Annotated in this window: 9 protein-coding genes; 2 read left to right on the top strand and 7 right to left on the bottom strand. The window is 65.4% G+C overall.

What is annotated here, in order from left to right; genetic code table 11:
• Positions 1-123: 123 nt before the first annotated feature.
• The 7 genes from SOM18_RS12280 to SOM18_RS12250 all read right to left on the bottom strand — a co-directional run bounded on the left by SOM18_RS12280 (position 124) and on the right by SOM18_RS12250 (position 8,746).
• Positions 124-1,335, bottom strand: coding sequence for a nucleotidyltransferase family protein (locus SOM18_RS12280; protein ID WP_192007824.1), 1,212 nt, complete (start codon positions 1,333-1,335; stop codon positions 124-126).
• Positions 1,329-1,814: a lasso peptide biosynthesis B2 protein gene (locus tag SOM18_RS12275; protein WP_320481785.1), complete on the bottom strand. Its 486-nt coding sequence runs from the start codon at positions 1,812-1,814 to the stop codon at positions 1,329-1,331. The genes SOM18_RS12280 and SOM18_RS12275 overlap by 7 nt, the downstream gene beginning before the upstream one ends.
• Positions 1,811-2,863: a 50S ribosomal protein L11 methyltransferase gene (locus tag SOM18_RS12270; protein ID WP_052380851.1), complete on the bottom strand. Its 1,053-nt coding sequence runs from the start codon at positions 2,861-2,863 to the stop codon at positions 1,811-1,813. Before SOM18_RS12270 ends, SOM18_RS12275 begins: the two co-directional genes overlap by 4 nt.
• A complete protein-coding gene (locus tag SOM18_RS12265; protein ID WP_037528632.1) occupies positions 2,863-4,827 on the bottom strand; it encodes an asparagine synthetase B family protein in 1,965 nt (654 codons plus the stop codon). The genes SOM18_RS12270 and SOM18_RS12265 overlap by 1 nt, the downstream gene beginning before the upstream one ends.
• A gap of 37 nt (positions 4,828-4,864) precedes the next feature.
• Positions 4,865-5,146, bottom strand: a complete 282-nt coding sequence (locus SOM18_RS12260; RefSeq protein ID WP_037528629.1) for a PqqD family peptide modification chaperone — start codon at positions 5,144-5,146, stop codon at positions 4,865-4,867.
• Between the two features lie 880 nt (positions 5,147-6,026).
• Positions 6,027-6,947: a hypothetical protein gene (locus SOM18_RS12255; RefSeq protein ID WP_052380852.1), complete on the bottom strand. Its 921-nt coding sequence runs from the start codon at positions 6,945-6,947 to the stop codon at positions 6,027-6,029.
• On the bottom strand, positions 6,944-8,746 hold the full coding sequence (locus tag SOM18_RS12250) for an ABC transporter ATP-binding protein (RefSeq protein WP_320481784.1): 1,803 nt from the start codon (positions 8,744-8,746) through the stop codon (positions 6,944-6,946). Before SOM18_RS12250 ends, SOM18_RS12255 begins: the two co-directional genes overlap by 4 nt.
• 366 nt (positions 8,747-9,112) lie before the next feature.
• Between SOM18_RS12250 and SOM18_RS12245 the strand changes: the two genes are divergently transcribed.
• Together SOM18_RS12245 and SOM18_RS12240 are read left to right on the top strand one after the other, a co-directional pair.
• A complete protein-coding gene (locus tag SOM18_RS12245; RefSeq protein ID WP_081874162.1) occupies positions 9,113-9,610 on the top strand; it encodes a PilZ domain-containing protein in 498 nt (165 codons plus the stop codon).
• A 217-nt stretch (positions 9,611-9,827) separates the two neighbouring features.
• Positions 9,828-11,609: a hypothetical protein gene (locus SOM18_RS12240; protein ID WP_031439723.1), complete on the top strand. Its 1,782-nt coding sequence runs from the start codon at positions 9,828-9,830 to the stop codon at positions 11,607-11,609.
• Positions 11,610-11,622: the final 13 nt, after the last annotated feature.

Genomic DNA, 11,622 nt, shown 5'->3' with positions numbered 1-11,622 from the left:
TAATTGCACAATATACTGACAGACATTAGAGATCTAAAACATCCCAGACATATGAACTGCAATACCAGAATCAGGGGTGCATTAATCATCGTGGCTTGAGATCATCGTGAAAGCCGTCGAGCCCTAGCCATTTTGGGCATGGCGTCGGCCGCCGGACAGTGCCCAAAGCCGTCGCGACACTCGGCCTAGCCGCGAGCCCCCCTTCAGCCCCTCCGCACTGCGGTCGAGCAGATCGTAGCGCAGTTCGTGGACCACGAAACGCGGATCGCGCGAGATCAGATAGTGGCTGAGGTTCTTGCGCGTCGTCGCATGCGCGACCTGCTCGAGTTCGCGGCCATCCTCGTCGCCGATCAGGCTCGCATAAGCGGTGCGCACCAGCGATCGCAGCCGCCAGTCGCGTGCCAGGTCGTCCCGGATCGCGCCGGGCAGCGCGGTCTCATACAGGGCATGGCTGAGAATGAGTCCCGCCGCCACCAGTCGTGCCGCCCCCCGCTTCTGTGCACGCGCATAGAATTGATCGAGGTCGGCGGGCGTCTCGGCGGCAAGGATCGCGCCGATATCGGCGAGCCATTTCAACCGCGCCCAGCCATGTTCTGTACCATGCGCGAACAGGTACAGGATCGCGGGAGCGCGCGGGAGAACCGCCACGCTGGCGCCCGGCACGAGCTGCATCGGCTCGCGCGCATCGAGGTCATCGCCGCGCAACAGATAGGGATTCTGGAACAGGCGCCAGTGCAGCTCGACCATCAGCCCCGAATCCGGATGCTCGAATGCGAGATCCTTGTAGCGCGCCATCCGCGCCCGCATCGTCGCCGCGCTCGCATCGGCCGCCGGCGCGATCCGCACATAGCCCCGCGCGTCGAGCAGGCTGGCGGCGTGCGCGACCTGGTCCTTGGCGACGATCAGATCGATGTCCATGCTGTAGCGGACACCATAGCGGCCAAAGGCGAGCATCGCCGCAGTCGCGCCCTTCAGCACCCGGACGGGAATGCCGGCCCCCTCCAGCGCGCGTACCAAGTGTAGCGTTTCGAAGACGGATTGCAGTTCCTGCACCGCGCTGTCCCGCGCGAGTGCCCCGATCGCGGCGCGCGCTTCGGTCCCGGCATCGATGTCCGGCAGGCCCGCATGGTTCAGGCCTGCCGCAAACAGGCCGGCAACGCGGTGGCGCTCGACGATCGCCGCGACGCGCGGCCAATCGGTGACCTGTAACGCCAGATCGCGAAGCCGTGCTGCCCAGCGCGGATCATGCGGCCACCGCGTTGCCGCGACGACGAGCGCGAATTCCGGGGAGGCGATCTGGGCATCGCCGTCGATCAGCGCATCGAGGTTCAACACGGCTGAAATCCGCTCGCCTCACGACCCGGCGGGAACGACGCCAGGATCGCATAGCCTCCATCGGGCGGCGTGCCCGTCACGTCGAATCCCTGATCGAGAACCCAGACATGCGCGTCGAGCGGCATCTTCGAACCGGGGCGGATCCCATAGAACAGCGTCGAATCGACTCCGCGCCGCCGCAGCATGACCTGTGCGGTGAGCCCGCGCTCGAAACACAGCGCGCGCAGGCGGCTGCGCTTGGCCGCGCGATCGACGGCCCAGGCGATGATCTCGGCCAGGTCGCGCCGGCGTGGCCCGGGCGGGAGCGGGCGGGGCAGCGGGCGTGAGGCGATCCGGCCGAGCCGGGGCAGCGCCGCGTGGCGGATCAGCGGTGCGGAGACCGTCAGCAGGATGGTCGCCTCGGCGAGGGCGAACCGCTCCTCCCACGAAAAGCGGCCGAACTTGGTCCAGAATCCATCCTGGCGGCGTGGCACGATCATGCCTCCAGCCAGAACCATGGCACGTCGCGGTCGTGCCGGCCGCATATCACCACCGCCTGCCCGTCCGTGACGTCGAACGGCTCGACCGGCGTCACCTCGGTTTCGAACGCCCGCACGCCGGGATCGATCGTGTCGTAGACGATCCCCTCGGTCAGATGGAAGCGGATCCACTGGACGATCCCGTGCACCCGACCTGCGGTCGCGTGGACCGTGACGGCGTTGCGCGCCGCGGGGATCGGCGGGCCGGTAAAGTCCATGTCGAAGATCGCGACGCCATTCGAGCGAAGGTCGATCGCCCCCCGGTCCGGCGTATCATGGCTGACCGCGAGCTGGTTGAACGGGGTCATGTCGAAGCCGTCGACGATGCCCATCGCATAATCGGCGGGGCGGCGATGGGTGGCGAGCCCGACCATGATCTCGGCCCGGTACGGCATGATCACCGCGTCCGGCGTAAGCAGGCGCGCGCGCGCATCCTCGACCGTCCTCAGTCCACCCGCACCGATCAGGTTGTTCGCGAGATTATCCCACAGCAGTACATTGGCGGGCGCGGCCAGATCGACCCCGATCTGCAGATCGCGCGCGTCCTTCGGGACGATCGTCACGCGGTCCGCATAGCCGTTTTTGGCGACGACCGCGGATGCGGCCGCTGCAACCACGGAATCCCGCTCGCAGGCGATGACGCGCGCGGCACCGGCCCGGGCCGCGATCATCGCGAAGAGGCCGGTCCCGGCGCCGATATCGAGCAGCGTCGCGTCGGCCGGCATCACGCTGCGCAGCGCCTCGGCATAGAGCGCGTGGCGATCATCGTCCTGCACCATCGTGAAATACCATTTGCCGACCCCGGCCGATCGAATCCGGCGCGCCTGTGCTGCGATCTCGCGATCATCGGGGGCGAGCGCCACCGCAGCGTCGCACAACCGTCGCGCGGTTTGCGTCAGGCCGCGGGGCAGCAGGAGAGTCAGGGCCAGCGCGACCATCGCATCGGGCCGGCCGTCGACAGCCGCGATCAGCCGCTGAATACCCGGATCGAGACGATCGTCCGCGGTCATCAATAATTGCTCCCGGCGGTCCGACGCATGTGGCTGGCCAGTGCGACGGCGTGCAGCAGATTCTCGCGATAGGCGATCTCATAGGCGATATCCGTCCAAAGCGGTGAATCGGCGGGCGGCATGTCGTCGACCAGCTTCTGGAGCCGGTCGACATCCATCGTCCCGGCGGTCTGATCGAACATCTTCATCCGGTCGATCTCGTCGCGCAGCCGGTCGCGCGAGGCGACGAGCGCGACGGGCCAGTCGGCGCCCTGATAGCCGCGCAGCCGGGTATCGAGCACGCTCGGCGGTGCCTTGCCCCGCATGGCCCCGCGCAGGATCGCGCGGGGCTCGCCGCCCCAGGCCCAGCGTTCGACCGGCACGCGCAGCGCCCATTCGACGAGGCGTCGGTCGGCAAGCGGATCGCGGACGTCGATCCTGAACTCCGCCAGCATTGCCTTGAAAAAACTGCCGTCCTCATTGCCGGCCACCATGCGCAGATTGGCGCCGACAGGATCGGTGCCGTACCGCATCGCGTCGGACAGGTCCGCCGCATGCGCCGGGTCGATCGTCGGGTTCTCCGCGGCGATGCGCGCCTCGACCCGGGCGAGCGTCTCAGGGAGCAGCGGGATGGCGGTGGCGACCGACGGCATCACGATGCCCCGGGCGCGCATCACCCGTTTCCACAGCGATACGGGCAACAACGGGCCGATCGTGTTCCAGCCGACGCCCGGCCAGCGCATCCACCCCGACCGGACCAGCCCCCGGCCGAGCCGCGCCCAGGCGAGCAACCGTCCGCGTCGCGCCAGCGACGGCAGCGCCGCGACGCCCGATGCGCTGATCGAAAGATTGCCCATCGTGCCCTCGAGCAGGACCCGGATGCCGCGGCGCTGCACCGCTGCGTTGATCGCGTCGACCCACACCATGTTGCACAGATTGGGGATCGGCTCGGGATAGAGATCGACGGTGCGGTCGAGCGCCGCGAGCGTCGGAGCATCGCTGCGGATCACGACATGTTCGACATTGGGATACATCGCCGCGGTTTCGGCAGCGAGCGCGCTTTCGTCGGAGAAATGATGCGTCTGGTAGGTCTGCGGCGTGTGATGCGGGGCCGCGGTATAGGCGACAATCCGCTTCGGCGTATCCGCGAGAAGCCGCGCCGCCGTCACGACGACCGTCGTCGAATCGAACCCGCCCGAGAGATGCGCGGCGATCTCGTCGCCCGCGCCGCGCAGCGTCGCCGTGACCGCGGCGTCGAGCCGGGTGAGCATCTGGGTCTCATAGTCGCGCTGCGTCTGGCGTCGCAACGGCGTCAGATCAGGTTTCCAATAGGCGTGCGTCGTCGCCCCTTGTGCGGTGAATACGCCATAATATCCCGGCATGATGCGCGAGATACCGGCCATCGGCGTGCGATCCGGCGAAAGCGGCGCGCGGCGGAACAGGCGTAGATATTGGTCCTCGTCCGCCGCGCGTGGGACGATGCCGAGCGCGTGCAGCGCGTCGGGCATCGAGGCAAAGGCGAGCGTGCCGTCCTCGGCGCGCAGATAATAAAGCGGGCGTTTGCCGATGAAGTCGCGCGCGAGCAGCAGCCGCTGGTCCTGCGTGTCCCAGGCGGCGATCGCGAACCAGCCATAGAGGCGGTCGAACGCGCCCTCGCCCCAATGTTCGAGCGCATCGGCGACCAGCATCGCATCGGACAGTGCCGCTGCCGACCCGCCCGAATGGCCGAGTTCGCGTTCCAGCTCCGCACGCTCGGTAAGATGCACGTCCGCGACCACTGCATAGCGGCGGTCGCGGGCATGGATCGGGGCGACGAACCGGTCCTCGTCGAGCAGGAAGGTGTGACGCGCGCCCAGCGCGATCGTCCCCCCCCGCCAGATTTCGTGCGCGTCGCGGCCATAGCGGGCCAGCACCGTACCCATGCGGTCGGCATCGGCATCGACGTCCCGGTCGGACCAGTGCGTCAGGCCATAGATCGCTGTCACGCCATGCGCTCCCGATCGATGCGCGTGCCTCCGCGGATCAGGCGGATATCGCCAACTCCGCCGCGAGCAGTTCGAGGATCAGATCGAGCGTCTGCTCCTCGGCGGTCGCCTGGTCGACGTCATATTCGTCCACGAGAATCGCGCTGATCGCTCGCGCGGACATGGGGGCATCGATCAGGCCCCAGATGCGCGTACCGACCTCGTTGAGGCCGTAGCAAACGCCCTTATTGATATCGAGCGCGACCAGTTGCCCGTCAATCTCCGCCGTTGCCGCCGATGTGCTGCGGCGGACCGGCGTATCCAAATCTGCACGAGCCAAACAGAATTCCCATGCTTCTTGAAGCGTTTCGCAGGCCGTCCGCGGAGGCGGCGCGCCTGGCGGGCCGATCGATGCCCAACAAAAAATCGCGCGGCATTACCGCCGCGCGATTTCCCGTGCCTGTTCAGGACTGAAGATCAGGATGGGCCCATCTGACGACGAAACTGGTCGCGGTTATAGGGCTGTCCAGCATTCTCGGCATCTGCTGCGTCCATGCGAACATGTGCAGGGCGCTGCCATGTCTTGCGAGTCTTGACCATATCGATACCCCTTGTAGCATTTGCTGTATCGGCGGCATGTCGATCAGCTTCCGGCTTTCGCAATAATTGCATAAACGGCCCAAAAGGCGTGAATAGTTTTCCTTACCATTTATGAATTCGCGGCTCGTATGTATGATCGTGGCGACTTGTTACCCGTCAACCAACCGGATTTGCTTGAAGAATCACGGTGACGTGATCGAGCGGCGGTGAAAGACGGCGAAATCATGCATCGTCATTATCGAACCGGAGCGCGAGTTCAGCGTGGTTCGGAGCCGGGGGACCGCACATTCAAGGGCGCGGCACCGCTATGATCGTGACTGGGTTCCCGAGGTCAACGCGCCCCGGTGCGCTTCGTCGACCCACCGGGACTGTGGAATCAAGACGGGCCCATCTGGCGGTGATAATAGTCCCGATTATACATCAGTGATGCGCTCTCGGCATCGGCGGCATCCATGCGAACAAGTACTGGACGCTGCCATGTCTTGCGATGCTGTGTCATGACTAATTCCCAAAGATCGTGTTTCAATGCGGTTTAAGCTAATACTTCTTGTTGCCCGGTCGTCGCACAGATCATCGGAATCATCGCAACCGTTTTGCTTACAATGGCAGCATTGCGTCCCTTATTGGGTCATCTTCACGCCGAGTAGATGGGCTTCGGCAAGGGCGGCATCTTCGATGACGTTCTGCAGCCCCCATCGTCGATTGAATCGGAAAAGGGGAACGCTACGGATCAGCGCCATCGATTCGGCCAGATAGCCCGGCGCGCGGCCAAGGAGGTCGGCGATGCGGCGGCGATAGATGTTTGCCGTCACCGCATTGGCAGCCTCGAGCCCCTGCAGACGGTGGATGCCCGGCGGCGCATCCTCGTCGGCCTGACGCAGATGATAGATGGCGGCGACGGGATAGCGGCGATCCTCGGCGGCGCGCGACATCGCGACCTCGAACTTGTCCTCATACCAGGGAATGCGGGTGACCTCCGCGCCTTCGCGGCCGAGTGCCGTGAGCGATTCGATCCAGAGCTTGAGCCGTGGGATTCCCGGGGTGGCCGAAAACCGGCCCTCCGCATCCGCTGCGATCGCACACAGATCGTCGGTGAGGAGGGGATAGCCGCGCGCTTCGAACACCGCGGCCAGCGTCGACTTGCCTGCGCCGGAATCCCCGCAGAACAGATAGGCCCTGCCGTCATGGACGATCGCGTTGCAATGCAGCGGCAGCAGCGCGCGCTGATGGAGCAGTGCCCCCAGCGCGGTCCCCAGGAGATAGGGTGGCATGTGTTCCGCCGGGATGCCGGCCCGCGCCTCGTAGATGATGCGCGCACCCCCCGTCACGTCGAACCAGCCGCACTCGGGCACGGACAAGCGCAACGAGTCGGCGTTGATCTCGACCCGCATATCGTCGACGGCGACCCCCGGATCGGGGCGTGCCGGGGTGCCGCGTCGGATATCGACATCGGGCTGCTGTGCCGCGATGCGGTTCGCGGCAAGCGACCCGAGCGGGATGTCCGAGCGAAACACCAGTCCGAACGCGCGATAGAAATTCACGATGCCCCCTGCGTCTGTCCGGCGTGCGGCGCCGCGGCGGTCGCATCGTCGCGCTCGACCGCGACCAGCCGCGATCGCATCGTTTCGAACGATCCCTGTGCAACGACGCGCCCGGCATCGAACAGGAGGATCCGGTCACACCGGCGTAGGCTTTCGAGCCGGTGCGCGATCATCAGGATGGTCGTGTCGGGACACGCCTCGCGCAGCCGGTGAAGAATGATCTGTTCACCATCGATGTCGATCGCGTTGGTGGCCTCGTCGAGGATCAGCAATTGCGGATCGCGCAACACCGCGCGGGCGAGTGCTAGCCGCTGGCGTTCGCCCCCGGAGATCAGGCTGCCGCGTTCGCCGACCCAGGTGGCGAGCCCCTCGGGCAGTCGTGCGAGCAGGTCGTCCGCGTCGGCGATCCATAGCGCCCGTGCGATCGCCGCATCGCTCGCGCCCGGGTTGGACCAGAGCAGGTTCTCGCGAATGCTCGCATGGCGCATGAACGGATCCTGCGCGACATAGGCGAGCCGGTCGCGCCAGGCGCTGTGGTTCGCCAGCGTGACGGGGGTGCCGTTGAGCAGGATGCGCCCAGCCTGCGGGTGGTAGAGGCCGACGAGCAGGTCCGCGAAACTGGTCTTGCCCGCGCCCGATCGCCCCGCCACGCCCAGAAACTCGCCGCGCCGGAGTTCCAGATCGAGCGCGTCGACGCCGGAACCCGCGCCGTCGGCCCCGCGCGGGTGACGATAGCCGACCCGGTCGAACGACAGGACCTCCAGCGCCGGCAGGATCGCGTCGGTCGCAAGACCGCGATCGCTGGCGAGTTCGGCCTCCAGCTCGCGAATCTGCGCATAGGCCGGCAGCGCGCGAACGACCTCGAGCGCCTGGGTCTGCAGCGCCTGCGCTGGTCCGGCCATCCGCGACAGGATCAGCAGCAGCGCGACCAGCGTCGGGACGGGGACTGCGACCACGCCCAGTCCGATCCCGGCGATCCCGCCCGCCATCACGATGCCCGCCACCGTCATGCGGAGCCGCGATCGGTTTTCCCGCGCGACGAAGGTCAGCTCGGCCTGGACCGAGTCGGTCATGGCGTTCGAAAAATCGGCGACGAACCGGGGGGCCAGGTTCTGGCTCATCGCGAGCTTGAGGGCCCCGAGAAACTGGCCGACTTCGTTCACCATCATCAGATTGGCATCGGTCACGCTGTCGCCGACCTGTCTGGCGGCGCGGAACAAGGGGGCACTGAGCAGCGCGCCCGTCGCGACGAACAGGACCGCGAGCAGCGTGAGCAGCGGGCTGAGCAGCATCGAGATGGTCAGCTGCACCGTCAATGTGATCGCCGCCACGATGGACTGGACGAGCCCGATCGCAGCTTGGCCGAGCCGCTGGAGGTCGCTTCCGAGGATACGATTGACCCGGGCATGCCGCAGCCCGACGATCGCACTCCAGGGTGCTGCCCCCAGGCGTTCGATCAGCCTGATCTGCAGCGAGGACAGGAATTCCAGCTCCAGCCGGATGACCGCGCTCTGCCGGATCGAGATCAGCGCGGCGCGCACGAGCATGAGCACGGCAAAGGCCGAGAGCACGAGCGTGATCTGCTCCGGGCGGCTGTCGAGATGCAGCCGGGCGAGCAGTGTGGACCAGTGTCCGCGAGCGCCCGTCCCCCCGGCAATCTGGAGAAGTGGAATGATGAGGACGAGGCCAAGCGCCTCGACCAGGCCGGCAATCGCGACGAGCAGGCCCGTCGCGAGCGACGCGCGCGGCTTGAACAGGCAGAATGCGATGACGAAGGCCCGTGCTTCCTGCCAATTCACAAGGTCATGCCCGTACCGTCGTGATGCGCAGCGCGATCCCCGAGGCGGCGCCATAGGCCGTCGGATCGATGCTGGCGATGTCATGCCGATGCGCGTCGATCGGGGAGCTTGGGGTATCTGTCATCGGCACACCATATAGTCTTTCCGCCTAAGGCAGTGTGCAATGATCAGCAATGACGCGGGTCATTATTGGACGTTTCAGCGTTAATCTCTGAGGTTATTGTTTAAGAAAACAAATGTTGATTTGCTAAGCATCTGTATAATGGCATTTGTTAGGGGGTTAACTGCAAAAATGATGATGCCGGACTGCGCTGATAATCTTGTGTTAAGAGCCGCGACTTATACGGCCCTTAACCTGGAGGACCGATGTCACTCACCGCAACCATGCAGATCATGCCCATCGATGCGCTGACGATGCGCGAAAGCCGTGCCACACGGCGCGTCGTCTCCGCCGACAGCACATTACGGCTCATGCCGGGTGTCGCGCATGACGTGATCGTCGAGGATTTCTCGACGACAGGGTGCCGTCTGCGGTCCTCGATCCCGATGACTGTGGGGACGCGCCTGCGTCTCGCGCTCAGCGGCGGCGGTGCTACCGTCGAGGCAGATGTCGTCCGTCTCGCACCTGGCGGCTATGGATGTGTCTTCGCGGTGCCCATTCCGGCAGAGACGTTCGCAAAGGCATTTTCCGGCCAGACGATCGTCCACGCGATGTTCGAAAAGGACCCGGCGGTGCATGACGCACCCGTGGCTGAGTCCATGCCCGACATCACACCCTGGCCGCGACCCGTGCGCGCCTTCGTCATGGTCGGGTGCGGGGTCGGTGCCTGGGTGCTGCTCGGACTGGTCGTTGGCTGGCTCTGACCAGCGATCCCGAGATATCAGTACTTAGATCGGCAAAACTGCTGTTTGCCAGTAGTTTGGCAGTGATATTCGTCCGAAATGCTGCTCGAACACGATATTCAATCCAAAAAATGCCGACTTCATCCATTTTAGACTCATCTGTTCTACAAGTGGGGTAGGAAAAGTGCAGCGATTCGTCGTGAGGGCGACGGGCATGTTTGGCGCGGGGGGCGTTCGAATGCAGGCGAAACTAGCGGCCGGTCTGGCAGCGGCGACGTTGTTGTACGGGGTCACGGCATTTGCGATCGGCGCGAGCGGCGCATCTGTGTCCGACCCGGCGATCACGGTCGTCTCGACATCCGCGACGGCGTCTCAACCGGCGAGTGGCCAGCAGGCCCCGGGCGTGACGACCGGCACTGCGGCGACGAGCGCTTTGCCGAGCGAGACCGGGTTCGCGTTCGGCGTGCAGACTCATTTCAGCCAGGGATGGAGCCCGGCATGGCTCGATCTCACGACACCGCTCGCGACCAAATCCGTGCGCGATACGGTCAACTGGGCCAGTGTCGAGCGGACGGCGGGCGTGTACGACTTTTCCGGTACCCCGGTTCAGACGCTCGCCACATTTTGCGGACGCGGCGGTGCGCTGACGCTCACGATCACGCCCAAGAACGCGCTCTACGACGGCGGGCGGATGGTGTCGTCCGCGGCGGGCCGGACCGCCTATGCGAATTATATCGCCGCGCTGCTGACGCGGTTCGGATCCTGTGTCGTGGCGATCGAGGTCGGCAACGAAGTCAACAGTGCCGGCGCGCTCGATTATCCGGCCGGCGTCGACAAGTTCCGCGCCTATGTCGACATGCTGCGGGTCCTCTATGCCCGGGTGAAGCCCGCCAACCCGCAGGTCGCGATCCTCGGTGGATCGACCAACGTGATCGGGACGGGGTTCCTGACCTCGCTGTTCGCGGTCGGCATGCTCGACGTGATCGACGGCGTCGCGGTCCATCCCTATCGCCCCGATGCCGAGGGGATTGATTTCGAGATTGCCAATCTCAACGCCGCCATGAGCCGCTACGGGACGCCAAAGCCGATCTGGGCGACGGAATTTAGCTTCGGATATGCCGATACGCGGCGCGCCTCGGCCGGTTTGGTGAAATCGGTCGTCGAGCTCTATGCCGCCGGCGTCCGGCATGCGTCCTGGTACGCGCTCGTCGAACAGACTCATTTTCCGTATATGGGGCTGTTTACCGGATCGCTGATCAAGCCGCAGGGCAGGGCCTATCGCAACGTCATCGATTCGCTGTTGCCATACGGTCAGCCGGTGCGGGTCGATACCGGGGACCAGCCGTTCAACCTCTACCGGATCGGTGCCGATCGCTGGGTCGTATGGGGGCTGCGCGGCACGATCAGCTTCACCGGCGGTGTTGTTCGCGACATGTACGGGGTGGCCTTGCCTGCTGGCCCGGTCAAGATCGGATCCGAGCCGCTGATCGTCAGCGGGGCCACCGGCTATACGATCACCGCGTCGCAGGTCGTTGCCGACACGATGCTGCAATATGGCAGCGGATCCTGGAGCTACTGGCGTCGCGACAAGGCGAATGTCGATACCCGGCTCGGCGTGTTCGACACCGATTTCGCGAGCCATTTCGGCGATCGCTGGTCCAAGCCGCTGCGCATCAACAATACCACCGCCGCACCGGCAGGCGATGGCGCGAACCCGATCCGCGCGGTGATCCGCTATACCGCGCCGCGCGCGATGCAGGTCGAACTGTCCGCCTGTTTCAGCAAGGCAAATACGGGCGACGGCGTCGATTACCGCATCACCCGCAATGGCGTGACCGTCGCCTCGGGAATCGTCGTCGACACCGCCACGGTCAACGGGGTCAAGTTCGGCCTCGAAATCGGCGATAAGGTCGATCTCGTGTTCGGCCCCAACCAGACCTATGGCAGCGACTCCTTCTTCTACCGCGCCACGCTGAGCAACCGTGGCCAGGGCACGACGGTGGTCTGCCCCACGGCGTGAACCGAACCGGCCC

It is taken from the genome of Sphingomonas sp. CFBP9019, from assembly GCF_034045155.1.
In the GTDB taxonomy this organism is placed as follows: domain Bacteria; phylum Pseudomonadota; class Alphaproteobacteria; order Sphingomonadales; family Sphingomonadaceae; genus Sphingomonas; species Sphingomonas aerolata.
Note: the sequence above shows the minus strand (reverse complement) of the source record. Positions and strands in the feature narration are given on the sequence as shown.

Excerpts from the sequence above, each read along its gene's own strand:
- SOM18_RS12275 (WP_320481785.1), bottom strand. The coding sequence starts at position 1,814 with ATGATCGTGCCACGCCGCCAGGATGGATTCTGGACCAAGTTCGGCCGC.
- SOM18_RS12270 (WP_052380851.1), bottom strand. The coding sequence starts at position 2,863 with ATGACCGCGGACGATCGTCTCGATCCGGGTATTCAGCGGCTGATCGCG.
- SOM18_RS12245 (WP_081874162.1), top strand. The coding sequence starts at position 9,113 with ATGTCACTCACCGCAACCATGCAGATCATGCCCATCGATGCGCTGACG.
- SOM18_RS12240 (WP_031439723.1), top strand. The coding sequence starts at position 9,828 with ATGCAGGCGAAACTAGCGGCCGGTCTGGCAGCGGCGACGTTGTTGTAC.